Source organism: Streptomyces sp. T12 (genome assembly GCF_028736035.1).
In the GTDB taxonomy this organism is placed as follows: domain Bacteria; phylum Actinomycetota; class Actinomycetes; order Streptomycetales; family Streptomycetaceae; genus Streptomyces.
Genome location: NZ_CP117866.1, coordinates 4,615,247 through 4,640,562, shown reverse-complemented (window position 1 = coordinate 4,640,562; position 25,316 = coordinate 4,615,247). Strand labels below are relative to the sequence as shown.

At 71.3% G+C, this 25,316-nt stretch carries 21 protein-coding genes and 1 pseudogene; 12 read left to right on the top strand and 10 right to left on the bottom strand.

Going from position 1 to position 25,316, the window contains the following annotated elements:
• Positions 1-15 precede the first annotated feature (15 nt).
• Positions 16-639, bottom strand: coding sequence for a LysE family translocator (locus PBV52_RS20600; RefSeq protein ID WP_274240024.1), 624 nt, complete (start codon positions 637-639; stop codon positions 16-18).
• An 82-nt stretch (positions 640-721) separates the two neighbouring features.
• Between PBV52_RS20600 and PBV52_RS20595 the strand changes: the two genes are divergently transcribed.
• Positions 722-1,174 carry an Lrp/AsnC family transcriptional regulator gene (locus PBV52_RS20595; protein ID WP_274240023.1) on the top strand — a complete coding sequence of 151 codons (453 nt, stop codon included), beginning with the start codon at positions 722-724 and terminating at the stop codon, positions 1,172-1,174.
• 69 nt (positions 1,175-1,243) lie between these two features.
• Here the strand turns inward: PBV52_RS20595 and PBV52_RS20590 are convergent, their stop codons facing one another.
• Positions 1,244-1,891 carry a TetR family transcriptional regulator gene (locus PBV52_RS20590; RefSeq protein ID WP_274240022.1) on the bottom strand — a complete coding sequence of 216 codons (648 nt, stop codon included), beginning with the start codon at positions 1,889-1,891 and terminating at the stop codon, positions 1,244-1,246.
• 122 nt (positions 1,892-2,013) lie between these two features.
• Here PBV52_RS20590 and PBV52_RS20585 point away from each other — a divergent pair, with 122 nt between their 5' ends.
• From PBV52_RS20585 to PBV52_RS20570, 3 genes are all read left to right on the top strand, one after another.
• The gene (locus PBV52_RS20585; RefSeq protein WP_274240021.1) at positions 2,014-2,769 is read left to right on the top strand and encodes a VOC family protein; all 756 of its coding nucleotides are present in this window, start codon (positions 2,014-2,016) and stop codon (positions 2,767-2,769) included.
• 237 nt (positions 2,770-3,006) lie between these two features.
• Complete coding sequence (locus tag PBV52_RS20580) at positions 3,007-5,376, top strand: PQQ-binding-like beta-propeller repeat protein (RefSeq protein ID WP_373921890.1); 2,370 nt, start codon at positions 3,007-3,009, stop codon at positions 5,374-5,376.
• A gap of 237 nt (positions 5,377-5,613) precedes the next feature.
• On the top strand, positions 5,614-6,120 hold the full coding sequence (locus tag PBV52_RS20570; protein ID WP_274240020.1) for a hypothetical protein: 507 nt from the start codon (positions 5,614-5,616) through the stop codon (positions 6,118-6,120).
• A gap of 1 nt (position 6,121) precedes the next feature.
• On the opposite strand, the gene PBV52_RS20565 is transcribed toward PBV52_RS20570, so the two are convergent.
• The 3 genes from PBV52_RS20565 to PBV52_RS20555 are packed head-to-tail and all read right to left on the bottom strand — an operon-like array spanning position 6,122 to position 8,461.
• Positions 6,122-6,892: an enoyl-CoA hydratase/isomerase family protein gene (locus tag PBV52_RS20565; RefSeq protein ID WP_274240019.1), complete on the bottom strand. Its 771-nt coding sequence runs from the start codon at positions 6,890-6,892 to the stop codon at positions 6,122-6,124.
• Complete coding sequence (locus tag PBV52_RS20560; protein ID WP_274240018.1) at positions 6,889-7,305, bottom strand: Zn-ribbon domain-containing OB-fold protein; 417 nt, start codon at positions 7,303-7,305, stop codon at positions 6,889-6,891. Before PBV52_RS20560 ends, PBV52_RS20565 begins: the two co-directional genes overlap by 4 nt.
• Before the next feature lie 7 nt (positions 7,306-7,312).
• Positions 7,313-8,461, bottom strand: coding sequence for a lipid-transfer protein (locus tag PBV52_RS20555; RefSeq protein WP_274240017.1), 1,149 nt, complete (start codon positions 8,459-8,461; stop codon positions 7,313-7,315).
• A 95-nt stretch (positions 8,462-8,556) separates the two neighbouring features.
• On the opposite strand from PBV52_RS20555, the gene PBV52_RS20550 reads away from it, so the two are divergent.
• Entirely contained in the window at positions 8,557-10,122 is a 1,566-nt protein-coding gene (locus PBV52_RS20550) for a FadD3 family acyl-CoA ligase (protein ID WP_274240016.1), read from the top strand.
• A 115-nt stretch (positions 10,123-10,237) separates the two neighbouring features.
• The gene (locus PBV52_RS20545) at positions 10,238-10,516 is read left to right on the top strand and encodes a hypothetical protein (RefSeq protein WP_274240015.1); all 279 of its coding nucleotides are present in this window, start codon (positions 10,238-10,240) and stop codon (positions 10,514-10,516) included.
• 204 nt (positions 10,517-10,720) lie between these two features.
• On the opposite strand, the gene PBV52_RS20535 is transcribed toward PBV52_RS20545, so the two are convergent.
• From PBV52_RS20535 to PBV52_RS20525, 3 genes are all read right to left on the bottom strand, one after another.
• On the bottom strand, positions 10,721-11,467 hold the full coding sequence (locus PBV52_RS20535) for a transposase family protein (RefSeq protein WP_373921889.1): 747 nt from the start codon (positions 11,465-11,467) through the stop codon (positions 10,721-10,723).
• A gap of 219 nt (positions 11,468-11,686) precedes the next feature.
• The gene (locus PBV52_RS20530; RefSeq protein WP_274240014.1) at positions 11,687-11,866 is read right to left on the bottom strand and encodes a hypothetical protein; all 180 of its coding nucleotides are present in this window, start codon (positions 11,864-11,866) and stop codon (positions 11,687-11,689) included.
• Positions 11,867-12,070: 204 nt separating this feature from the next.
• Positions 12,071-15,046 carry a BTAD domain-containing putative transcriptional regulator gene (locus tag PBV52_RS20525; protein ID WP_274240013.1) on the bottom strand — a complete coding sequence of 992 codons (2,976 nt, stop codon included), beginning with the start codon at positions 15,044-15,046 and terminating at the stop codon, positions 12,071-12,073.
• 198 nt (positions 15,047-15,244) lie between these two features.
• Between PBV52_RS20525 and PBV52_RS20520 the strand changes: the two genes are divergently transcribed.
• From PBV52_RS20520 to galE, 3 genes are all read left to right on the top strand, one after another.
• Positions 15,245-16,483, top strand: a complete 1,239-nt coding sequence (locus PBV52_RS20520) for an amidohydrolase family protein (RefSeq protein ID WP_274240012.1) — start codon at positions 15,245-15,247, stop codon at positions 16,481-16,483.
• Between the two features lie 118 nt (positions 16,484-16,601).
• Positions 16,602-18,194: a glycosyltransferase family 2 protein gene (locus PBV52_RS20515; RefSeq protein ID WP_274240011.1), complete on the top strand. Its 1,593-nt coding sequence runs from the start codon at positions 16,602-16,604 to the stop codon at positions 18,192-18,194.
• Positions 18,195-18,228: 34 nt separating this feature from the next.
• Positions 18,229-19,200 (top strand): UDP-glucose 4-epimerase GalE, encoded by a 972-nt coding sequence (galE, locus tag PBV52_RS20510; RefSeq protein ID WP_274240010.1) that lies wholly within the window; start codon positions 18,229-18,231, stop codon positions 19,198-19,200.
• Between the two features lie 57 nt (positions 19,201-19,257).
• On the opposite strand, the gene PBV52_RS20505 is transcribed toward galE, so the two are convergent.
• Together PBV52_RS20505 and PBV52_RS20500 are read right to left on the bottom strand one after the other, a co-directional pair.
• Positions 19,258-20,349: a glycosyltransferase gene (locus PBV52_RS20505; RefSeq protein ID WP_274249472.1), complete on the bottom strand. Its 1,092-nt coding sequence runs from the start codon at positions 20,347-20,349 to the stop codon at positions 19,258-19,260.
• A gap of 8 nt (positions 20,350-20,357) precedes the next feature.
• Complete coding sequence (locus PBV52_RS20500) at positions 20,358-23,249, bottom strand: CDP-glycerol glycerophosphotransferase family protein (protein ID WP_274240009.1); 2,892 nt, start codon at positions 23,247-23,249, stop codon at positions 20,358-20,360.
• Positions 23,250-23,420: 171 nt separating this feature from the next.
• Between PBV52_RS20500 and PBV52_RS20495 the strand changes: the two genes are divergently transcribed.
• From PBV52_RS20495 to PBV52_RS51770, 3 genes and pseudogenes are all read left to right on the top strand, one after another.
• Positions 23,421-24,362 (top strand): TIGR03619 family F420-dependent LLM class oxidoreductase, encoded by a 942-nt coding sequence (locus PBV52_RS20495; RefSeq protein WP_274240008.1) that lies wholly within the window; start codon positions 23,421-23,423, stop codon positions 24,360-24,362.
• A 116-nt stretch (positions 24,363-24,478) separates the two neighbouring features.
• A complete protein-coding gene (locus PBV52_RS20490; RefSeq protein ID WP_274240007.1) occupies positions 24,479-25,126 on the top strand; it encodes a response regulator transcription factor in 648 nt (215 codons plus the stop codon).
• 17 nt (positions 25,127-25,143) lie between these two features.
• A pseudogene (locus PBV52_RS51770) lies at positions 25,144-25,296 on the top strand (IS5/IS1182 family transposase); the annotation flags it as partial.
• Between the last annotated feature and the right edge of the window lie 20 nt (positions 25,297-25,316).

The following is a 25,316-nucleotide window of genomic DNA, read 5'->3' as shown; positions in this document are numbered from 1 at the left end:
TCGTAGCGGCGTGTGTCATAGCGTCGCCAGACGCTGTACGAGGAGGAACGCACCGATCCCCAGCATGGCCGCGCCGGACGTGCGGGTGACCGCCCGCGCCGCCGCCGGGCGGGCGCCGAGGACCGCGCGGGCCGCGAGGCCCACCGTCAGATAGACGGCGGCGCAGCACGCCATGTGGAGCAGGCCGAGTACGGCGGTCTGGGCGGGGACCGGCAGGTGGTCGCCCTTGGTCACCAGGAACTGCGGCAGCACCGACAGGTAGAGCAGCAGGCCCTTGGGGTTCAGACCGCTGATCGTGGCACCGCGCAGAAAGGCCCGGGCCGGGCTCGTGGCCACGGTCTCCTCGGCCGCCCCCGGCGTGCCCGGCCGGCGCAGCACGCTCCAGCCCAGCCACACCAGGTACGCGGCCCCGGCGACCGTCAGCGCGGTCAGCAGCCCCGGCTCGCTCGCCACCAGCACCGCGAGGCCCGCCACCGCGAGGACCGTGTGCAGCGCGTACCCGGTGACCAGGCCGGTCACCGCCGTCACCGGCGAGCGGTCGCGCAGCCCGGCGGAGATCGCGTACGCCCAGTCGGCGCCCGGTACGCAGACGAGCAGGAGGTCGATGGCGAGGAAGGAGAGGAGCAGTCCGGAGTCCATGGTGGGGACATTAGGCGGGAATGGCCCAAAAGTGTTGTCGAAGTTTGCTCATGATCGCGAGTTGTGAGCAAATATCTTCTTCATGGACGACGTGGACCGGAAGATTCTTGCCGAGCTGCAGCAGGACGGGCGGCTGACCGTGACCGAGCTGGCCGGGCGGGTGCGGCTGAGCGTCTCGCCGTGCCACCGGCGGCTGCGGGAACTGGAGCGCTCGGGGGCGATCAGCGGCTACCGGGCCGTGGTGGAGCCGGCGGCTGTGGGGCTGACCTTCGAGGCGCTGGTCTTCGTGTCCATGCGGCAGGAGGACCGGGACACGGTCGCCGAATTCGAGCGGGCGATCGCGGACATCCCCCATGTCCTGGACGCGCAACGGCTGTTCGGCGAACCCGACTACCTGCTGCGGGTGGCCACCGCCGACCTCGCCGCCTTCCAGCGGCTGTACGACGAGCGGCTGGCGACACTGCCGGGGGTGCAGCGGCTCACCTCGACGCTGGTGATGAAGCACGTCGTAAGGGATCGTCCGCTGCCCGAATAGCACGGCAGGCGGCGGCCCACGTCGGGTGAGCCACCGCCTGCCAGACAGGACTTGCTCAAAATCGGGGAGCTACTTCGTCGGCTTCTTGCCGGTCACGCCCAGGTGTACCAACAGGGCGAGGTTCGGCTTGAGTTCAGCCTGCTTGACGCCCCACGTCTGGAAGCCCTTCTGGTGCGAGGCCACCGCCGCGAGCATCGCGACGATCGAACCCGCGACCGCGGCGGGGTTGACGTCCTTGTCGACCTTGCCCTTGGCCTGCAGCTGAGTGACCGCTTCCGACAGGGAGTTGTTGACGGAGTTCAGGATCTTCATACGGATCTTGTAGAAGCGTTTGTCGCCCTCGGACGCGCCGAGGTCGACGACGCGGAGGATCGCGTCGTTCTTCCGCCAGAACTCCAGGAATCCGTCGACGAGTTCCTGGGCCGTCTGCCAGCCGGCCTTGCCGACCCAGCTGCGGCCCTCCACGAGCTCGGTCAACCCGGCGCCCTCGGCGGCCATTTGCTCGGCGATCTCCAGGACGGCGCCTTCGACGTCCGGGAAGTACTGGTAGAAGGTCGCGGGTGAAGTGCCCGCCTTCCGGGCGACATCGATGACTTTGACGTCCCGGTAGGGGGAGGAGCTGAGCATCTCGCTGAGGCAGTCGAGCAGCTTCTGCCGGGTCGCCTGCCCACGCCGACCGGCCACGCGGCCGTCGACGGTACGCACTTGTCCTGTCATGTCGTCAGCTTACCGAGGCGTGATCGGGGCGCGATTCGGCCGACTGCAAATGGGGTGCACGAGGATGCGGAGGCTGGTGTGCCTGGTCTGCGCGGTGCGTGAGACGCCGTTACTTTGGCCGCATGGCCGAAAACAGGGCATCCGCAGACGGAACGGGATACTCGGAGGGCGTTCCGTGCTGGGTGGACGCGCAGCTTGCCGACGTGGAGGCGGGCAAGCGGTTCTACGGTGAGCTCTTCGGGTGGGACTTCGAGGAGGCGTACGACTCCACCGTGCTCGCCCGGCTGGACGGCGAGCCCGTCGCCTCGCTCTCGCGCAAGACGGACGGGCGGATGCCCACCGTGTGGACCGTGTTCTTCGCCACCCCGGACGCGGCAGCGCTGGCAAGGCGGATCCGCGAGGCCGGGGGACAGGTGGTCACCGCGCCCGTGCGGGTGGGGGAGGGCCTCGGGACGGCCGCGCTGGTCACCGACCCCGAGGGCGCCGTCTTCGGGCTCTGGCAGGCCGGCGAGCACATGGGCTTCGGGCGACGGCACGAGGTCGGCAGCTTCGGCTGGGCGGAGCTGTACGCCCGGGACACCGAGGTCGCCAACGACTTCTACGGCGGGCTCTTCGCCGACGCCCTGTTCGGCCCGGACGCCAAGCCGGACTTCGGGCGGGCGGCCGTCGAGGAGGTCTTTCCGGCGATGATGCCGCCCCACTTCGTCGTCCACTTCCGGGTGGAGAACTGCGAGGCCGTGCTCGCCACGGTGACCCGGCTCGGCGGGCGGGTTCAGGTGCCGCCCTTCGAGACGTCGTACGGAACGGTCGCCGTGGTCACCGACAATCAGGGGGCGTCCTTCGCGCTGCTGGAGCGCCGAGGAGCGCCGGAAGTCTGACTTTGCTCTTACCTCTGGCTTACCTCCGGCGTCCCAACATGCGAACCGGAGCTTTCCGTCGGGCGCCGGAGTGTGGTTTTGTCCCAAGACACCCCGTTCCATCCTCGGGTTCGCAACCACGCCCCAGGACAGGAAGAATCAGGGTGCGTGCCGCCAAGGCGGTGCGGTGGTGAGACGCTGCACGGGGTCGCGTGAACATGTCGGTGGCGCGGCTCGTACGGGGAGGTGGCAGGCAGAGTGGTGGATCAGCTGACGCAGCACGATCCGCGCAGGATCGGGCCGTTCGAGGTGCTCGGACGGCTGGGTGCCGGCGGTATGGGGCTGGTCTATCTCGCGCGCTCGGCGTCCGGCCGGCGCGTGGCGATCAAGACGGTCCGTACGGAGCTCGCCGAGGACCAGCTGTTCCGCGTCCGCTTCACGCGTGAGGTGGAGGCGGCCCGGGCGGTCTCCGGCTTCTACACGGCGGCCGTGGTCGACGCCGACCCGCGCGCGGCCGTGCCGTGGCTGGCCACCGCGTACGTCCCTGCGCCCTCCCTCGAAGAGATAGTGAACGAGTGCGGGCCGCTCCCGGCCCAGGCGGTGCGCTGGCTGGCGGCGGGGGTGGCGGAAGCCCTGCAGTCCATCCACGGCGCCGGTCTCGTCCACCGCGACCTCAAGCCGTCGAACGTGCTCGTGGTCGAGGACGGCCCCAGGGTCATCGACTTCGGTATCGCATCCGGCGTTTCGAACACGCGTTTGACCATGACCAACGTCGCGGTCGGTACGCCCGCCTACATGTCGCCCGAACAGGCGAAGGACTCCCGGAGCGTGACCGGCGCGAGCGACGTCTTCTCGCTCGGCTCGATGCTGGTGTTCGCCGCCACCGGACACCCGCCCTTCCACGGCGCCAACCCGGTCGAGACCGTCTTCATGCTGCTCCGTGAGGGCCCGGACCTCGAAGGCCTCCCGGACGAGCTGCGCCCGCTCATCGAGTCCTGTATGCAGATGGAGGCGACGGCCCGCCCCAACCCCGCCGACCTCCAGGCCCAGCTGGCCCCCCACCTCTTCGGCTCCGGCTCCGACGACAGCGGCACGGCGTCGGCGTGGCTGCCCGAGCGGGCGGTGAGCCTGATCGAGGCGCGCCGCGGCGGCCGTCCGGCGGCGAAGCCGTCGACGTCCTCCGGTCGCAGCGGTGGCCGCGTCGCCCCCGCCCCGGTCCCTCCGCCGCCCTCGCACGACCCGGTGGTCCCCGGCCCGCAGCCGGCGCCCGTCCCGGTCGGCGCCCCCGACACCGGCCCGGTACGCCTGGCCGGCGCCGCGGTGCCCATCGGCCCCGGCCCCCGCGTCGCCGACGCCCGCGCCGCCGCCGTGAAGGCGCCCCCGCCGGAGGCCGGCCTCGTCGCCTCCTGGTCCAGGCCCCACCCCGGCGTCAACGGCGCGGACCCCGCCGTGGGCCCCGCCGTACCGGCACCGCCGCCCGTGCCCCCGGAGACGGCGGCCGGCTGGCGCCCCTGGCGTTTCCGCATGTCGAACGACGTCTGGGGCACCCCCTCCGTCGCCGACGACCTCGTCTACGTCACCTCCTTCGAGGTCCACGCCCTCGACGTGGCCACCGGCCGCCGCCGCTTCAAGACGCGGGACGTGGCCTGGTCGATGGCGGTCGCGGACGGCCGTATCCACGCCTCCGACGGGCCCACCCTGTTCGCCCTGGAATGCCGTGAGGGCGCGGACCTCTGGCGCCTGCAGACGGACGCCTGGGTGTACTCCCTGAAGGCCGAGCGGGGCACGGTCGTCACCGGCACCCGCGGCGGCGGCGTCCAGGCCTGGGAGGCCTCGAACGGCCAGAAGCTGTGGGAGATCACCGGGGCGCAGACCGACTTCGAGTCCCCGGAGGCGGGCCCCGCGCTGTACGACGGCACGGTGTACGTCTGGAAGGACGCCCGCCTGCGGGCCCTGGACGCCCGCACGGGCGACGAGCGCTGGTCGTACCCCATCGGCGACGCCGCCTCCTGCGGCGGAGTGCCGGTGCGGGTGGCGCAGGCCCAGGACGGCCATGTGTACGTGTCGGCCGGCACGCGCGTGCTCGCGATCGACGTGGCGAGCGGTCACGTCCGCTGGCACTTCGAGGCCCCGGCGTTGTTCCTGTGTCCGCCGACGTTCGTGCCGGGCCCGGCGGTGACGGGCGGCGGCGTGTACCTGGCCGACTACCTCGGCACGGTCTACGCCCTGGACGCCACCGACGGCCGCGACCGCTGGCGCATCGCCACCGAGTCCCGTTCGTCGCTGGAGCCGGTCCTGGTGGCCGCGGGCCACGTCCACGTCGGCAGCGGCAAGGGCCTGTACACGCTGGACGCGGTCACCGGGACGCCGAAGTGGCGTTTCCAGGCGGGCGGCGACATCGTGGGCGCACCGGCGGTGGCGGAGGGCCGTATCCACTTCGGCTCCACGGACCACCTGCTCTACACCCTGAAGGCCGACGACGGCCGCCTGAGATGGAAGCTCGCCACCGGCGGCGAGATCACCGGCTCGCCCGTGGTGAAGGACGGCGTCGTGTACGCGTGCAGCAAGGACCGGTGCGTGTACGCGCTGGACGCGGAGAAGGGCACCGGGACGGCCAGAACGGCCTAGGCCGTGCCCGGTGACGGCCGTCGTGCCGGTTGCACGGAAGGGGGCCGGACGGCGGCCGTCGCCGGGGTGAAGGCGGGTTCGCGGCCTGCTGGCGCTTTCTTCACCGCTCTCACACGAGACGCTACGCCGGGTAAGCGATTGCCGCCATGTGGCCGCTGCTAACGTGACGTGCTCACGATCAGTACAACGGGGTTGCACAACATTTTTCGGGGGTTGAACAACGTGAAGCTTCGCCATGTGCGCGCTGTGGCCGTGTCCGTCTGCGTGGTGGTCGCCCTGACCGGAGCCCGGCGCTCCCACGGCGGCGGGTGCGACGACAGCTCGAGCTCCCACAGCTCGTCGAGCAGTTCGGGCGGCTACTCGGGCGGCAGCACCCACTACGACGACGATGACGACGACTACTCGTCCTCGACCGGCGGCTCGGGCGGCACCGACGCGACCGCGACCGCCTCGCCCACCGAGGACGTGAAGATCACCAGCTGTGTGTACGACCAGAGCCGGGGCATCGTCGCCCGGGTCGAGGCCACCAACACCAGCAGCGTCACGACGTACACCTACGAGTTCGGTGTCACCTTCAAGGACTCCGACGGTGCCCCCGTACGCACCAGCGCGTCCACCATTCCGTACGTCTCGCCCGACTCCACGGAGACGCTGGACGTGACCGCCACGTACCTGCCGGGCGCCGGTGACAGCACGAGCGGCGTCACCTGCACGCTGGGCGACGTGACACGGACGGCGGAGTAGCTCACCGGACCCTGTGGTCGCGGCGCCGCGCCCGGAACAGCTCGCCCTGCCGCTCGCCCGGCAGGTTCCCGAGCGCGATCAGGTGCGGCGCCTGGGCGAAGGCGTGGGCGAGCGCGGCCTCCTTGGCCGCCCACAGGGCCCGCACGGTCCCCTGTACGCCCTGCGCCGGTTGCCCGGCGATGACGGTGGCACAGCCGACGGCGGCCGCCAACGCCCCGCCGGGCTCGGTGAGTTCCGAGACCAGCCCGATCTCGTGGGCCCGCCGCGCCGACAGTCTCTCCGCGCTCCCCATGAGCGCCATCCGCGCGACCTCCCCGTGCGGCATGCGCAGCGCCATGAGCATCGACTCGTAGGCGCTGACCATGCCGTAGGTGGTGTGCGGGTCGAAGAAGGTGGCGGTCGCGTCGGCGACGATGAAGTCCGCCTCCCCGAGGAGGTAGAAGGCGCCCCCGCAGGCCATGCCCCGCACGGCGGCGACGACCGGTTTCCACAGGTCGTTGCCCTTGGGCCCGACCCGCAGGAGCGGATCGTCCGTCATGTACGGCGAGCCGGGCTGCGCGACGACGACATCCCGGTCCAGTCCCGTGCAGAAGGCCCGCTCCCCGGCACCGGTGAGCACCACGGCCCGTACGGTGTCGTCGAACCGCAACTCCCGCCAGGCAGCGACGAGTTGATCCCGCATCGCGAGGTCGATGGCGTTGAGCCGCTCGGGCCGGTCGAGGGTGACGACCGCGACGCCGGTGTCCTTGGCGGCCGTGACGGTGAGGCTCATGGACGCTCCAGGACCCACTGGGGCAGGCCGGTGCCGCTGAAGACGGCGTGGACCTTGGCGCCGATGCGGATCCGGTCCGGGGCGAGGGAGTCGAGGGCTGCACCGGGGCCGGTGACGAGGTTGCCGACCAGGCGTATGCGGGGGGCGTCGGTGAGTTCGACGACGACGACGTTGTACGGCGCCTGCTCGGCGTAGTCGGGCAGGAGGGGCGGGTGCGGGACGACGTACGACCAGATGCGGCCCTGACCGGAGGTCCTGGTCCACTCGCTCGCGAAGGACCGGCAGTGCGGGCAGCAGGGTCGGGGCGGGAAGCGGGGTTCGCGGCATTCGGCGCAGGTCTGGACGCGGAGCTCGCCCTGGGCGGCGTACCGCCAGAAGGGGGCGCCGTCGGGGTCGGTGACGGGGGAGAGCATCCTTGGGTCAACTCCTCAGGAGCAGCGCGGAGGTGGGGACGCCTTCGCCGGCGGTGACGAGACAGGTGGCGGCGCCGGGGACCTGGGCGGTGCTGGTGCCACGCAGTTGCCGTACGCCTTCGTTGATGAGGTTGAAGCCATGGACGTAGGCCTCGCTGAGCCCGCCGCCCCCGGTGTTGAGAGGCAGCAGCCCGCCGATCTCGAGGGCGCCCCCTTCCGTGAACGCCCCGCCCTCCCCCCTCCCGCAGAACCCGTACCCCTCCAGCGAGAGCGGTATGAGGGCCGTGAACGCGTCATAGATCTGGGCGACGTCCACATCCTGTGGAGTGAAGTCGGCGTGCTTCCACAGATGCCGGGCGGCGGTCCAGGCGGGGCCGGTGAGCGGGTCGTCGTTCCAGTAGTTGACCATGCCGTGGTGCTGGGCGGGCAGGCCCTGGGCGGCGGAGTGGACGTAGACGGGGGTGTGCCGGCAGTCGCGGGCCCGCTCCCGGCTGGCGATCACGCAGGCGAGGGCCCCGTCCGTCTCCAGGCAGTTGTCGAAGAGGCAGAGGGGCTCGCTGATCCACCGGGAGGTCATGTACATCTCGCGGGTCAGGGGCCGTTCGTACATCACCGCGGCGGGATTCTGGTTGGCCCTGTTGCGGCAGGCGAGGGCGACGTTGAAGAGGTGGTCGCGCGTCGCGCCGTACTCGTGCATATAGCGGCGGGCGAGCATCGCGATCTCGTCGACGGGGCGCAGGAGGCCGTACGGCCGTGTCCACTGGGCGGGGGTGGGCAGTTGGGCGGCGGTGTTCCGCCAGGGCCGGGGCCCGCTGCCGCGCTTGCGTGACCGCCAGGCGACGCCGACCGTCGCCTGCCCGGTGGCGATGGCGGAGGCGAGATGCGCGACGGTGGCACACGAACCGCCGCCGCCGTACCCGACCTTGCTGAAGAAGGTGAGGTCCCCGAACCCGACGGCTTTCGCCAGCTCGACCTCGTCGGTCTCCTCCATGGTGTAGCTGGCGAGCGCGTCGACCTCACCCGGGGCTATTCCGGCGTCGTCGAGGGCGGCGAGGACGGCACGGCAGGCGAGGGTCTTCTCGTCCTCGGGAAGGTGTTTGGCGAACGGCGTCTGGCCTATGCCGACGACGGCGGTCGCGTCCTTGAGTCCGGCCATGTGCACACCTCCGCGCTGCGGACAGGCTGCTGACAGGGCGTCAGGCTACAGCTAATCTGACGGGTAGTCAGCTACTGAGTTCGGGGAGGCCTATCGTGGAATGGCAGAGCATCCCGGAGCTGGTCCGCCGCGCGGCCGAGCGGTACGCGGACACCGAGGCGGTGGTGGAGGGCCGGACCCGGATCTCGTACGGCGAACTCGGCGCCCGCGTCGAACGGTCGACGGCGGCCTGCCTGGCGAACGGCATCGCGCCCGGCGACCGGGTCGGCATCTGGGCCCCGAACACGCTGGACTGGATCGTGGCGGCGCTCGGCGCGGTGTCGGCGGGGGCGGTGCTCGTGCCGGTGAACACGCGGTTCAAGGGCACGGAGGCCGCGGACGTGCTGCGCCGCAGCGGGGCCCGGCTGCTCTTCGTGACCGGCACCTTCCTGGGCACCTCGTACGTGGCGTCGCTGCGCAGGGCGGTCGCGGAGGGGCCGGGGCTGCCGGAGCTGCGGCAGGTGGTCGTGCTGTCGGACGACGCCCCGGCGGACTTCCGTACCTGGAAGGACTTCCTGGCGAGCGGCGACGGGGTGGGCGAGGCGGAGGTGCGGGCGCGCGCGGGGGCCGTGGAGGGCTCCTGGCCGTCGGACATCGTCTTCACGTCCGGCACGACGGGCCGCCCGAAGGGCGCGGTGATCACCCACGCGCAGACGCTCCGTGCCTACGAGGTGTGGAGCGACCTCGCGGGGCTGCGGCAGGGCGACCGCTATCTGATCGTGAACCCCTTCTTCCACACCTTCGGCTACAAGGCCGGGGTGATCGCCTGTCTGATGCGGGGCGCCACGATGATCCCCCAGCCGGTGTTCAACGTGACCACGGCCCTGGCGAACATCGCGGCGGAACGCGTGTCCGTACTGCCGGGCCCGCCGACCCTCCACCAGTCGCTGCTGGACCACCCGGCGAGGGACACGCACGACCTCTCCGCGCTGCGGCTCGTCGTGACCGGCGCGGCGGTCGTGCCGTTGCGGCTGGTGGAACGCCTGCGCGGGGAGCTGGGCGTGGAGACGGTCCTCACGGCGTACGGCCTCTCCGAGGCCGGCGGCATCGTCACGATGTGCCGGCGCGGCGACGACCCGTCGGTCATCGCCTCGACCTCGGGCCGCGCGATCCCGGGCACGGAGGTATGCGTCGAGGCCCCGCCCGGCGAGCCCGGCGAGGTCCTCGTCCGCGGCTTCAACGTCATGCGGGGCTACTACGAGGACGCGGCGGCGACGGCGGAGGTGCTGACGGAGGAGGGCTGGCTGCGGACGGGGGACGTGGGGGTGCTGGACGCGGCGGGGAACCTGCGCATCACCGACCGCATCAAGGACATGTTCATCGTCGGCGGCTTCAACGCCTACCCCGCGGAGATAGAGCAGATCCTGGGAGTGCACCCCGACGTGGCCGAGGTCGCCGTGATCGGCGTACCGGACGCACGGCTGGGCGAGGCCGGCAAGGCGTACGTGGTGCGCCGGCCGGGGGCGGTGCTGACCGGGGACGACCTGATCGCGTGGGCGCGGCGGGAGATGGCGAACTACAAGGTGCCGCGGGTGGTGGAGTTCCTGGGGGAGCTGCCGCGGAACGCGAGCGGGAAGGTGGTCAAGGGGGAGTTGCGGGGGCGGGCGGGGAGCCGGCCGTGAGCCCGTGATGGTGAGGGGTTCGAGGGCGGTCGGTATCGCGCCGCTTTGCCGACCAGCACGTGCAGAGCCGGAGCGAGGGGGGCCAGTCGCGAGTGGCGGCGGTATGGTGAGTGGTATGGCAACCAAGAAGTACACTGTGACACTGCCGGAGGAGCTCGCCGAGGAGATCCGGCGCGAGGTGGGGGCGGGCAACTTCAGTGCGTTCGTCACGCGGGCCATAGAGCGTCAGCGGGAGCAGGACCGGCTGGGAGAGCTGGTCGCTTGGATGCAGGAAGAAGGCGGACCGCTCACCGAGACCGAGCTTGCGGAGGCGGAGGCGGAGCTGCGGGGGCACGAGCGCCACTTCGCGGAACGCGAGGCCGACGGTGATGCGCACCTTCCGATGGCGGGCTGATGAGCGTCGGCACATTCGTGCTGGACTGTGAGGCTCTTTCCCGGGCTGTCCGGCGCGAGCGGAGGATGACCGCGCGGCTCACGCAGGCGCACCGCTCCGGCATCCGGGTTGTCACCGGCTCCATGACCCTGATCGAGGCCTACCACGGTCAGGTGCAGCACGCGGCCTGGGCATGGGCGATGTCCCGGATCGTCGTCGAGCCCGTCACGCGGGACGTGGCGGAGGAGGCGGTCGTGCTGCTGCGGGACACCGGGCTTCACGGACACAAGTACGCCATCGATGCTGCGCTGGCCGTGATCGCTGGGCGGCTCGGCGGGAATGTCGTGCTCTACACGTCCGATGAGGACGACATGACCAAGCTCTGCGGGGAGCGGGTTCGAGTCGTCGCGCTGTGACCGGTGTGGTCAGCCACGGGCCAGCACCCTGGTAGGCGAGATCGGCCAGGATGGGAACGCCCTGGCGCTCACAGATCCGGATGATCCGGTGGGTGCGAGCGGCGGTCAGGTCGTGAGTGCGGCCTGGCAGGGCGGGTGAGAGCCACAGCAGCCGGCCGCCGGGGTCGGTGACGACCTGCACGTTCACGCCGTGGCGCCGGTGTTTCTGGGAGTAGTCGCCCCGTCCGTCGCCGACTCGGTCGCACTCGGCGAGCGTGCCGTCCAGCAGGACGAAGGCCGCGTCGCTCTCGCGCAGAACCTTGAGCAGACCCGGTGCTCGTTCGGCGAGCAGGTGGACGACCGCACTGGTGTAGGCGTGGGCGGTGGACTCGCAGATCCCGAATCCGGCAGCGATCTTCGCCAGGGTGGCGTGTTCGCGCAGGTACACCAGTGCCACCATCGCACGCTGAGACGGGCGCAGCTTGCATCGGCGGTCGCCCTCACGGGTGACGATCAGCATGGTGACCCACTCCACGAGCGCATGCGGCAGGTCGAGTGCGGCAGGATGGATGACCAACGGGGCCCCCGAGCAATGTGGTTGAGACGTCAGACATCTCGATCAACAGCCCAGGGGCCTCGCTCGTTGCCCTTCGCTGGCCATCACCTGATCGATGCCCAACTCGAAGAAGCTCAATGAGAGTTTATCGGGGCTGATGGCTGTTGCTGCGGCGGACGCACCTCGGCCGCGGCAGCTTCCCCTCCGAGCCGCCGCGGCCGATCCCCGTGGGATGTGGCTTCAGCTGGTCGGCTCGCCGGTGGCGTGCGAGTTGTCGGTGGTGGCGTCGCCGGTGCCCTCGTCGGCGGCGAGGACGGTGTTCAGCGGCTCGCTGGTGGCGTGGCTGTTCAGCGTGGTCACCTTGGCGGCCTCGGTGTTCGTCGCCTCTGCCTCAGCGGTCGTCTTCTTCTCGTTGCTCATGACTGGCTCCCCTGAATGTTCTTGGTGCGGTGAGTGGTGGGACCGGCCCGGCAACTCCCCCGCGGGCCGCCGGGCCGGTCACCTCCGGGCCGCAACACCTTAAGGTGCGGCCACCGGTCGTCCCGCCTGCCCCCCGACGCGACGGATCGACACGACAAGAGTGCCGTGGGGCGATAAACGAACGATGAACGCGTACGTGCCTTGTCAGGCGAGGGTAAGAGGCTGGAGCAGTGCTCGTACTTCTTCGGCCTCGGGGGCCTTGAGCTCCTCGAAGATCTCCAGAGCTTCCTGCCAGCAGACCTGAGCACGACCGGTCTGCCCGATGCCGCTCAAGGCCCGCCCCAGCACGGTGAGTACGTTGCCGCGCCGCCACTCACCGCCGATTCCGCGGAGCACGGTCAGTGCCAGTTCCGCGTTGGCCGCGGCCTGCCCCGGGCGCAGGGCGGCCAGGTCGACCTCGGCGAGACGGAAGAGGGTCATACCCTCCCAGAGGCGTTGTCGGCTGTCCTGGAAGACTTCGAGCGCCTGCCCCAGCCGATCGGCGGCTTGATCCAGCTGACCGCTTTGGGTGAGTGCGAGGCCCAGCGCGTACCGGCCGTTGGCTCCCTTCAGCGCGTGCCCCATGTCGTCGTACATGGCGGTGCCCTGCTCGGCCAGGGACACCGCGCTGTCGGTGTGCCCCATGGCGAGATGGATCCGCGACAGGTTGCACAGGGCGCTGGCCTCGCCCGGGCGATCCTCGCAGGAGCGGAAGCTCTCTATGGCGCGGGTCAGGTGTGTCTCGCCGTCCTCGTACCTGCTCTGGTAGAGCGCGATGATGCCCAGCATGTTGGACGCCCAGCAACGGGGGAGCGGATCCCCCGCGGCCTCTGCCAGCTGCACCGCGTCGGCGGCCTCCTGATCCGCGAGCTCGAAGTGGCTGCCCGAAAGGTGATGGCCGTTGGCCAGGGTCACGAGGGCCCGGGCTTGCGCCCGTTGGTCTCCGGCGGCGTGCGCCGCGGCGCGCATGGAGGCCGCTGTCGCTTCGTACTCCTTGGAGTTCGCGCCCGACTCGGTGAGGTCGATGGCCAGCCAGAGCAGGTCGACGGCACGCCTCAACTGGTGGGGAGCTGTGGACTGACGCACACACGCGAGCAGGCAGACGGCCTCCGAGTACAACCAGTCCTGAGCGTGATGCCGGTCCTCGAACGTCAGCCCTGGATACTCGGTCGCCGCCAGATGATCCACCAACCGATCCCCCGGCCGCTCGATCGCGTAAACTCCCGCGGCCGTGGCCAGATAGAAGTCCAGCAGCCGCGACAGCGCCGCATCCCGCTCGCTCGGCGGCCACTCGTCCCGCTCCGCGCACGCACGCGCGTAGAGCCGCACCAGATCGTGGTACCGGTACCGCCCGGGCGCCGCCGACTCCAGCAGCGAGGTGTCGACGAGGGACTCCAGCAGGTCCTCCGTCTCCTCCACCGGCAGGTCCAGTACGGCCGCGGCGGCGGCCAGCGAGATGTCCGGCCCGTCCGCCAGCCCCAGCAGCCGGAACGCCCGGGCCTGGGTCGCGTCCAGTGCGCCGTACCCCAGCTCGAAGGTCGCCTTCACGGCCAGGTCCCCGGCCTGGAGTTCGTCCAGCCGGCGCCGCTCGTCCGCGAGCTTGGCGGCGAGTACGGACACCGTCCACGTACGGCGTGCCGCGAGCCGGGACGCCGCGATGCGGATCGCCAGCGGCAGGAAACCGCACGCCGCGACCACGTCGAGCGCCGCCTCTCGCTCGGACGCCACCCGCTCCTCGCCCACGATCTTCGTGAAGAGGGACAGCGCCTCCTCCGGGGACATCACGTCCAGGTCGACCAGATGGGCACCGGCCAGGTCCACCATCCGCACCCGGGACGTCACCAGCGCCGCGCAGCCCTCCATGCCCGGCAGCAGCGGGCGGACCTGGGCCGCGTCACGGGCGTTGTCCAGCAGGACCAGGACCCGGCGGCCGTCCAGCACGGACCGGTACAGCGCCGCCCGCTCCTCCAGCGAGTCCGGGATCGCCGAGTCCGCCGTGCCCAGGGCGCGCAGGAACGAGCCCAGGACCGTCTCCGGCTCCGCCGCCCGCGCGCCCGCGCCCTGGAGGTCGACGTAGAGCTGCCCGTCGGGGAAGGCGGTGCGCGCCTGGTGGGCCACGTGCACCGCGAGCGTCGTCTTGCCCACGCCGCCGATGCCCGCCACCGCCGACACCGCCATCACCCGGCCCTCGGCCGAGGCGAGGACCTCGCTCAGCTCCGAGACGAAGGCGGAACGGCCCGTGAAGTCGGGCACGGTCGCCGGGAGTTGCGCCGGGCGCACCGGGGCCGTCGGCGGCTCGGCCACCGGCGCCGACGGCGCCGCGAGGCCGGGGTCCGCCTGCAGGATCCGCTGCTGGAGCTCCTTCAGGCCCGGGCGCGGGTCCACACCCAGCTCGTCCGCCAGCAGGCGCCGCGTGTCCGCGTACACCGCCAGCGCCTCCGCCTGACGGCCGCTGCGGTACAGCGCGAGCATCAGCAGCTCCCGCAGCCGCTCCCGCAGCGGGTGCGCCGCGGTCAGCGCCGTCAGCTCCGAGACCGCCTCCGCGTGGCAGCCCTGCTCCAGGTCCATGTCGAGGCGGGACTCCAGCAACTGGAGCCGCCATTCCTCCAGGCGGACCCGCTGAGCCTCCGCGTACGGCCCGGGGACCCCCGCCAGCACTTCCCCGTCCCACAGCGCCAGCGCCCGCCCCAGCGCCTTGCGCGCTTGGCACAGATCCCCGGAGTTCCTGGCCTTCTCCCCCTCCGTGGCCAGCTCCTGCGCCACCGCCAGGTCCAGCGCGCCCTCGGCCAGGCCCCGCACCGCGTAGCCGCCCGACTCGCTCACCAGGACCCCGGGGTCCAGCACCTTGCGCAGCCGGGAGGCGTACGTCCGTACCGCGGCCAGCGCCTGCGAGGGCGGCTCCTCGCCCCACAGGGCGTCGATCAGCTCCGCCGCGGTCGCCGTACGGCCCTCGCGCAGCAGCAGGGCCGCGAGCAGGGCGCGTTGCTGGGGGGACCCGGTGGGGAGCTGCTCCTCGCCGCGCCAGGCGCGCACCGGACCGAGCAAGCCGAAGCGCAGCGCCGCCGCCGGCTCGGCCGGCTCCGCCGTATCTGCCGAGGAGCCGGGACGCCTCTGCTCCGGCACTCGCGGTACCCCGCCCATCGCAGTCCCCCTAGGACCCGTTTACATCTCCGCCAGTTTGCCTTGTTCCGGCAGATGCGTCAGCTGTGGAGGAGCTGATCACAGGCAGGCGCGCGGGATATCACAAGGTCCTCACGTGCTCTCCGCACGGCGGTGCCCGCTCCCGCATGACCGACGGCATAGCTGACGGACCGTCAGATCGGCGCTACCGTGACGGACATGGACACCGAGACGACGTTTCCCCTGATCATCTCCGTCGACGACCACACCGTGGAGCCGCCCACCGTCTGGCAGGACCGGCTCCCGAAGAAGTACCTCGACACCGGGCCGCGCATCGTCCGCGCGCCACTGAAGGAAATGACCTTCCTCGGCGGCCGGTTCAAGCCCGTCATGGGCCGGCCCGGCGACGACGGGCCCATCGGCGACTGGTGGGTGTACGAGGACCTGCACCGGCCGATCACCCGCCTCGACACGGCCGTCGGCTACAGCAGGGACGAGATCAAGCTGGAGGTCATCACCTACGAGCAGATGCGCCCGGGGTCCTACGACGTCCCCGCCCGCCTCGCCGACATGGACGTCAACCACGTCCAGTCCGCCCTCTGCTTCCCGACCTTCCCCCGCTTCTGCGGCCAGACCTTCACCGAGGCCGCGGACCATGAGCTGGGCCTGCTGTGCGTGCAGGCCTACAACGACTGGATGGTGGAGGAGTGGTGCGGGCCGGACGCCCAGGGGCGGCTCATCCCCCTCACCCTCATCCCGCTCTGGGACGCCGAACTGGCGGCAGCGGAAGTCCGCCGCAACGCCGCCCGCGGCGTCCGTGCCGTCGCCTTCTCCGAGATACCCCCGCACCTGGGCCTGCCCTCCGTCCACACCGACGACTGGGACCCCTTCCTCGCCGCCTGCGACGAGACCGGCACCGTCGTCGCCATGCACATCGGATCGTCGAGCCGTATGCCCTCCACCTCCGCCGACGCCCCGCCCGCCGTCGGCTCCACCATCACCTTCGCCAACTGCTGCTTCTCGATGGTCGACTGGCTGATGAGCGGCAAGTTCGAACGCTTCCCGAACCTCAAGGTCATGTACGCGGAGGGCCAGATCGGCTGGATCCCGTACATCCTGGAGCGCGCCGACGTCGTGTGGGAGGAGAACCGGGGCTGGGGCGGCGTCGCCGACAAGGTCCACCGCCCGCCGTCCGAACTGTTCGCCGACCACGTCTACGGCTGCTTCTTCGACGACGCCTTCGGGCTCAGGAACCTGGACGCGATCGGCGTCGGAAACGTCCTGTACGAGACCGACTACCCGCACTCCGACTCCACCTGGCCGAAGTCCCGCGAGGTCGGCGAGGCGCAGATGGGGCACCTGGACGCGGACGTCGTGGAGCGGATCGTGCGGGGCAACGCCATCGAGCTACTGGGACTGACGCCACAGGGGCTGTGGGCACCGGGAGGCGGCCGCTGATCGTAAACAACCGGTCTGGAACGGAACCCCGACCGCGTACAAGCCATCTTCCCCACCGAGGTGCGAAGTACCTCGTACATGACCATTACGCACATATTTCTCTTCGGTCGGGGCAACCATGGCTCTTCAGGACGCGCAGGTCACTGTCGTCGTCATCGGGTACGACGACGCCGCCCATGTGGCGGACGCGGTGCGCTCGGCGCTCGCGCAGGGGCCGGCCGTCCGTGAGGTGATCGCGGTCGACGACTGCTCGACGGACGGCAGCGGGGAGCTGCTGGAAGGGCTGGCCGCCGAGGAACCGCGCCTGAAGGTGATCCGGCGCCCGACCAACAGCGGCGGCTGCGGCACTCCGCGAAACGACGGGCTGAACGCCGCGACCTCGCCCTACGTGATGTTCCTGGACAGCGACGACGTGCTGCCGCTGGGTGCCGTCGACGCGCTGCTGGGCGCGGCCGTGCGGCACGACACCCCGGTCGCGTCCGGGCTGGCCCTGCGCAAGGAGCTGCCGTCCGGGCGCGAGACCCCCTGGCAGCCCGAGCTGTACACCCGGCGCACCCTGGTCGCCCACCCCGCCCGGCGGGTGCGCCTCGTCCGCGACACGCTCTGCGTCAACAAGCTCTACAGCACCGCCTTCCTGCGCGAGCACAGGATCAGCTTCCCCGAAGGAGCCTTCCCGTACGAGGACTTCGTTTTCGGCGCACGGGTGCTGGCCGCCGGGCCACGCATCGCGATCGTCCCGGAGCCGGTGTACCTCTGGCACGTGCGCCGATCGGCGGCCCGGCTGTCCATCTCCCTCGACCGCTCGGACACCGCCAACTGGCAGGCCCGGATCGACGCCGACCGGCTGTCGTACGACATCCTGCTGAGCGCCGGGGAGAAGCGGCTGGCGCGGGCGACGCGGGCGCGCTTCCTCGACCACTCGCTGCGGATGTACGCACGCGAGCTGCACCTGCGCGGCGCCGACTACCGGCGCGAGTGGTGGACCCTCACGCGCGCGTACCTGGCCTCCTTCGACGAGAGCGACCTCACGGCGGCGACCACGCCCGGCCGGATCGTCGCCCGGGTGGTGCTCGCCGCCGAGGAGCCGCGCGACCTGGACCGGCTCAAGGAAGTCGCGGCCCGCCCGGCACGGCTGAACCCGCCGTACGCGCACGCGGACGACGGCTCCCCGGTCTGGTCGGCGGACCTGCCCCAGGCGGAGTTGGACCACCTCCTCGTCCGCCCGGTGCACCGGCTGCCCGCCGCCGTCGACGCCGAACTGCGCCCACGCGTGCGTGGGACGGTGCTCCGGCTGCGCCTGCACGAGCTGTACGGACGGATGGCGGAGGGGGGTCCGCAGACCGTGGAGGCGGAGTTCGCGGAGCGGGAGGACGGGCGGGTGGGATTCACCGCCACGGCGCCCCTCACGGCCCACCCGGAGTCCGGCACCTGGTCGGCCGAGTTCCCCCTGGACCTGGCGGCGCTGGGCAGCGGCACCTGGGACCTCAGGCTGCGGCTGCGCTTCAGAGACGGCACTGACCGGCACACCACCGCCCACGCTCTCGCGGGCGCCGGACTGCTGCGCCGCAGCGCACTGCCGAGCCTGCGACACGGTGTGCTGCTGGCCCAGCCGTACGCCACCCACTCGGGGGCGCTCGCGGTGCGGCTCGCGCCCGGCTTGAGCGGACTGACCGAGGTCATACGCCGTCGCCTCAAACGCCTCTTTCGCTGATCTGTGACCCACTCCGACGAAGGGACCGCGGTACATGACCTGGCTGATCACCGGTGGCGCCGGCTACATCGGGGCGCACGTCGTGCGCGCGATGCTCGATGCGGGAGAACGAGCCGTCGTCTACGACGACTTGTCCACGGGGATCGCCGAACGGGTCCCCGAGGGCGTGCCGCTGGTCCTCGGCTCCACGCTGGACGGTGAGCGGCTCGGGCGCGTCATCCGGGACCAGGGCATCACCGGCGTCGTCCACCTCGCCGCGAAGAAGCAGGTCGGCGAGTCCGTCGAACTGCCGTTGTACTACTACCGGGAGAACGTCGAGGGCCTGCGCATCCTGCTGTCCGCCGTCGCCGAGGCCGAGGTCGCGTCGTTCGTGTTCTCCTCATCGGCCGCCGTCTACGGCATGCCGGATGTCGACCTCGTCACCGAGGAGACTCCGTGCGAGCCGATGAGCCCGTACGGCGAGACCAAGCTGGCCGGCGAGTGGCTCGTACGGGCCACGGGCCGGGCGACCGGTCTGTCGACGGCCTCGCTCCGCTACTTCAACGTGGCCGGCGCGGCGACCCCGGAACTGGCCGACACCGGCGTCTTCAACCTCGTCCCCATGGTGTTCGAGAAGCTCACCGAGGGCGCCCCGCCGCGGATCTTCGGCGCCGACTACCCGACCCCCGACGGGACGTGCGTGCGCGACTACATCCACGTCGTCGACCTGGCGGAGGCCCATGTGGCGGCCGCGCGGCGGCTGCACGCGGCACCGGGCACGGACCTCACCCTCAACATCGGGCGCGGGGAGGGCGTCTCGGTGCGCGAGATGATCGACCGGATCAACGCGCTCACCGGCCACGCCCTGCCCCCGGTGGTCGTGGACCGGCGGCCGGGCGACCCCGCCCGGGTCGTCGCCTCGGCCGACCGCATCGCGGCGGAACTGGGCTGGAAGGCGCGGTACGGGGTGGCGGACATGATCTCGTCGGCGTGGGCGGGCTGGACTGCGCACCACCCCGTGAAGTGAGCACCACCCCGTGAAGTGAGCAGTACGGCCCTTCCTCTCCAGGAAGGGCCGTACGCCTTACCTCTCCAGGAAGCCGAACAGGGCTTCCCACCGCCCGGCGATCTCCTGCGCCCCGTACCGCCGTATGTTCTCCCGCGCCGCCTCGCCCATCCGGTCCCGCAGCTCGCGGTCCGACATCAACAGGTCCAGCTTGCGGGCCAGTTCGCCCGTGTTGCCGGGCCTGGCGAGGAGGCCGTCCTCGCCGTCGCGGACTATCTCGTGGACGCCGGGGGCGCAGTCGAAGGCGGTGCAGGGGACGCCCATGGCCATGGCCTCCATGAGGGCGAGCGGGAAGCCCTCGCCCCTGGAGGACAGCGCGAACACCGAGCCGCCCCGCAACGCGCCCGGCACGTCGCTCGTGCGGCCCATCCACGTCACCGAGTCGTCGAGGCCCAGGGCGGTGCACTGCTTCCTGAGGATCTCCTCGTCCTCCCCGGAGCCGTAGATCTTCAGCACCCAGCCGGGGTGGCGGGGGGCCACCTCGGACCAGGTGTCGAGGAGCATGTCGACGCCCTTCTCGTCGCTGAGCCGGCCGATGCTGATCACGGCCTTCTCGGTGCGCGGGGAGGGCACGTCCGGCAGCCAGGGCACGGCGTTCGGCAGATACGAGGCGTTGTTGAGGCCCGCGCCGATCCACAGGTCGGCGTCCTCGCGGGTGAGGACGAGCATGCGGTCGACGTCCCGGTAGTGCTTGAGGACCCGCTGGAAGCGCGAGGACCGCTTCGAGGTCTCGAAGGACTCGTGGCTCATCCCGATGACGGTCAGACCGCCTGTGTCGGCGAGCTTCACCCACTCCATCGCCCACACCTGGGTCACGATGACGACCCCGCCGGGACGCGCGGCGCGGAAGAGGCCCGTCAGCACGCCGGCCTTCTCCCGCATGCTCGCCTCTCGCGCCCGGCCGGGGGCCGGCGGCTGGCCGTCGTACAACCGGGTGGTGGGGTACGGGAGTTCGCCGAGGTGGTGCGGGTCCTCGGGGGTGGTGACACCGATGACGTGGACGCGGTGGCCGCGCTCGGTGAAGAGCCGGGCCATCTGATGGGACCAGCTGGTCACGCCGCCCATCTCGTCCACGCTGTTGGAGACCAGGAAGACGTCCCGCTCCGGCATGCTGTCCCTCACGCTTTCCTCCAATCGGCGAAGAACTCCTCGACGATGCGCCGCGCGGCGGTGCCCTTGTCGTACTCGCCGAAGTCGGCCACGAACCGCTCCCGCGCCGCCGCGTACTTGACCGTCTGCTCCTCCAGCGGTGAAGCGCCCAGCACGGAGTGCAGTTCGTCCTCGGTGCGGACGACCGGGCCCGGTGCCCGTTCCAGCAGGTCGAAGTAGGTGCCGCGGCCCTCGTGCACGTACTCCTCGTAGTCGTACGGGAAGAAGAGCATCGGGCGGTCCAGCAGGGCGTAGTCGAACATCACCGACGAGTAGTCCGTGATCAGGGCGTCGGCGAGGGCGAGGACGGGGGTCACGTCGTGGTGGTCCGACACGTCGATGACCCGGCCTCGTACGGACGGCGGGAGGACGACGTGGTTGAGGTAGTGCGCGCGCACGAGGAGGACGTACTCGTCGCCGAACGTCTCCGCGAAGCGCTCCACGTCGAAGGGCAGCGCGAAACGGCGCCCGCCCTGCTGGCGGAAGGTGGGGGCGTACAGCAGCACCTTCTTGTCCGACGGGATGCCCAACTCGGCGGCCAGCGGCGGCCGTTCGGCGGCCTCGCGGGCCCGCACGAGCGCGTCGTTGCGCGGGTAGCCCACGCGCAGCAGCGCCTTCTCCGGCAGCCGGAAGGCCTTGGCGAGGGTGCGGACGTCGTGCTCCGAGCGGATCAGGAAGTGGTCGAAACGGTCCAGGGTGCGCTGCTGTTCCGCCTGCTCGGCGCGGGACTTGAGCTTCCAGCCGGGTTCGTCGAAGCCCATCCGCTTGAGCGCGGAGCCGTGCCAGGTCTGGATGTACGTCGTCCCGGGGCGCTTGGTCAGCTTCAGCGGGTAGCTCTGGTTGTCGACCCAGTACTCGGCGCGGGCCAGCGCGCGCAGGTACGGCAGCGACCAGCGGCGCACCAGCGTGGCGTCCTTGGGGAAGCCCTGCGGCTTGCCCGTGTACGACCACACCGCCTCGAAGTCGATCCCCTGCCGGCGCATCTCCTCGTAGATCGCCCGGGGGCTGTCGCTGTACTGCCGGCCCAGGTGGCTCTCGAAGACCACCAGGCGCTTGTGCACCGGCATCCGCAGGAAGACGTCGCGGTAGAGGCGGAGCTTGGTGTCCCCGGAGGACGCTTTCTTGCGCAGGGTCTTCGCCTTGCGGTAGCCGGCCTTGGCGAGGCGGCCGGGTGGGCCCTGCAGTCCGCGGGTGACGAGGGTGTTCGCCTTCTTGTCGGGGACGAGGCGGAAGGCGAGGTGGCCGCGGGCGGAGACCTGAGGCTCGACACGGTCGGCGACCAGCCGGGTCAGGCGGGGGCGCACCGGCACCTCGCCGGTCGCGAGGCCGGGGCCGGCGGCGGTCAGGCGGGTCGTCGTACGCTCGCCGTCGACGTCCAGGTGGAGGCGTACGTCCCAGACGGCGTCCACGATGCCGAGCGGGCGCAGGCCCTTCGAAAGGTTCGCCGAGGCCTCCCAGGACACGTGCGGGCCCTCGTGCCGCACCGTCGCCACCGGGAAGCGGAAGGTCTGGAAGCGTACGCCCTGCCGGCGGGCGTAGAACTCCAGCTCGGCGGTGAGCCGGGCACCGGCCGGGATGACCCCGAGGGGGTTGGTGACGCGCCCCGCGAGCCGGACGACACCGCCCTTGCCCTGCTCCCGCTCCTGCCGGTACTCGGTCAGTTCGTTGCGCAGGAACAGCTTCCCGACCGGCCGGGCGTGATAGCCGAGCTCGGTGACGTCCAGGATCCGGCGGGCGAGGGGGTCCTCGTCGATGTGCTCGGCGCACCAGTAGACCCGCCCCTCGCGCTCGGCGAGCGGGGCGGAGACCTTGTCGCGGTTGGTGAGCGTGTCCACGGCGGGCAGCAGGTTGTCCCAGTCGCTCATCCGCAGCAGATAGGCGCAGACCGCGTGGATCGGCTCGACCTCGTCGTACGCGGCCGGGTCGATCGACGCCAGGTAGGTGCGGGCGAGAGCGGCGAACTCCTGACGGTAGGCGGCGTCCCGGAAGGGCAGGTCGCGCAGGTGCAGGACCAGGTCGTGCTTGAGGAACTTGACGTCCTTGCGGAACTTCAGCTCGGGCAGGCCCTGGTCGGCGAGCAGTCGGTCGACCCGGCGGTGCATCTCCATGCGGTGCGCGAAGTTGGCGATCTCGGCCCGGCGGTTGCTGATCGACTTGGCGTCGGCCTTCTCGACCACGTTCCAGTCGTAGACCCGGTTCGGTATGAGCGTGATGCGGCGGGCCGCGGTGTACGCCTGGGCGGAGAAGAGCAGGTCCTCGTAGTGGATGCCGACGGGGAAGTCCAGGCCGCTGTCGACCAGGAACTGCCGGCGGTAGCACTTGTTGGTCGACAGGGTGTCGTAGACCAGCAGGTCAGGCAGCTCGGAGACCGAGTCGAGGGTGCGGGTGCGGGCGTACAGCCACGGGTACCACCTGACCTCCTTGCGGTGGCGCGAGTCGACGTGGACGCGGACACAGAGGCCGGAGACCAGGTCGGCGCCGGTGGTCTCGGCCGCCTCCAGGAAGTTGCGGCAGGCGTTGCGCTCCAGGACGTCGTCGCTGTCGAGGAAGAGGACGTAGGCGCCGCGGCTCTTCAGGATGCCGTGGTTGCGGGGCGCGCCGCAGCCGCCGCTGTTCTCGGGGAGCCGGTGCGCCCGCACCCGGTCGGGGTGCTCGGCGGCGAGGCGGCGGGCCACCTCGTACGAGCCGTCCGTGCTGTGGTCGTCCACGATCACGACCTCGACGCCGCGCAGTGTCTGCTCCAGCACCGAGCGTACGGCCGTGGGCAGCCTGGCCTCGTCGTTGTAGACGATCACGACGACGGACATGGCGACGTCGGCTACGGAGGGTCGCTGATCGACGTCCACATTCACCTCGTTCATCCCTGCTTCCACCCTTTGGAAGCGATCACGCGCTAGAGGGCCACATGGGTAGATGTCAATAGGGGCGCACGGGTTCCTTCGGTGGGGCCGGACCCTTGTCTGACAGTGCGTCAGCTACGACCATGTAGTCCGCGCCGGTCGACATCCCGGACCGCCAGTGAAGGGGGCACCATGCCAGCCCTGTCGCCGGAAGGGCGTCTTGCCTACGGCATCCAACTTCCCGTCCAGTCGCAGAGCACGATCTACGCCGAACCCTGGGAGGCCTCCGCCGGCCCGGACGACCTGCTCGCCCTCGCCCGCACCGCCGACCGCGCCGGCTTCGCCTACCTCGCGAGCTGCGACCACGTCGCCATCCCGCGCCGCCTCGCCTCCGCGATGAGCACGGTCTGGTACGACCCCGTCGCCACCCTCGCCTTTCTCGCGGCCGCGACCGAGCGCGTCCGGCTGCTCAGCCACGTGGCCGTGGTGGGCCTGCGCCATCCCCTCGTCACCGCCAAGCAGTACGCCACCCTCGACCACCTCAGCGGCGGGCGGCTGATCCTCGGGGTCGGGGCCGGGCATGTGCGGGAGGAGTTCGAGGCGCTGGGCGTCGACTTCGAGCGGCGCGGACCCGTGCTCGACGAGTGCGTCGACGCCCTGCGCGCCGCCCTCGGGCCCGACGAGTTCCCCGAACACCACGGCAAGCTCTACGCCTTCGAGGGCCTCGGCCAGCGACCGCGCCCCGCCCAGGAGCACGTCCCGCTGTGGGTCGGCGGGTCCTCCCCGGCCGCCGTACGCCGAGCCGCCCTCAAGGGAGACGGGTGGCTGCCCCAGGGGGATCCGCGGGACCGACTCCCGGCGCAGATCGCCCGGATACGGCGGCTGCGCGAAGAAGCAGGCATCGAGGGGTCGTTCACCGTCGGCGCCATCGCCGAGCCCCTGTACGTCGGCAAGCCCGGCTGGGACGTCGGACGCCGGACCCTCACGGGCGACGCCGAGGAGCTGGCCGAGTCGCTCCGGGCCTACCGTGCCATGGGCGTGCACCAGCTCCAGGTGCGGTTCCGGTGCCGCAGCCGGGCCGAACTCACCGATCAGATGGAGGCGTTCGGGACGCAGGTGGCACCGCTGTTGTAGCGGGCCCGGCACGCAGCGCTTCTTGAAAGCTTGAACATGTCCACGCCGACCGCCGTATGTATGGACGTACTGACGTAGACGTACGGCCGTACGGCTTCGGCGGAAGGACACATGACGTGCGCACTTCCCGGAAACTGACCGTCGCCCTCGCCTGCCCCGAGGATGCCTGGCCGCATCCCGACTGGCCGGCTCCGGACGACCCGTACGTCGGGCGGGTGGTGCAGTCGGCCGCTCCCTTCGAGGCGGTGGGGGAGGGCGCGGACGTCGTGATCCTGTGCTGCGAGGACCCCTCGGCGGCGCTGCGGGAGCGGTGGGCCGCCGACGTCCCGGTGATCGTCATCAGCCCGCGCCGGGACACCGAGACCATCGTCGAGGCGTTCCGTGGCGGGGCGGGCTATCTGGTCGAGGGGGACTACTGCACCTGCATGCTCTCCTCGGCCGTCGTCGGGGCCACCGTCGGGCACACGTACCTCTCCCCGGCGGCCTGCGCCGCCCTGCGGGAGGGGGCGCGGCGGATGCCCACCGGCGGGGAGGCCATGGAGCGGCTGCGGTCGCTGCTCTCGCCGCGCGAGCGGCAGATCATGGAGCTGCTGTCGACCGGCCTGGGCGCGCAGGAGATCGGGCTGCGATTACGGCTGAGCGAGAAGACCGTCCGCAACAACCTCAGCAACATCTACGCCAAGCTGGACGCACGCGGCAGCACGGACGCGGTCCTGCGCTGGCTGGGAGCCGCGCCCGTGCTTCGCTTCCGAGAATGCGGCTGACGACTCCTGACAAGCTGCTGCTCTTTGAGCTGCGCGCCGCAGACCTGCTCGACTTCTCCCGCGCAGCGGTCGACTCCAGCCACATCCGCGCGATGAAGGGCGGGCCGGCCACCGGTCCGTCTCCGGTGGACCGGGGCAAGGCCGACAGCAAGCACCACCTGATCGTCGAGGCGCACGGCACCCCGCTCGC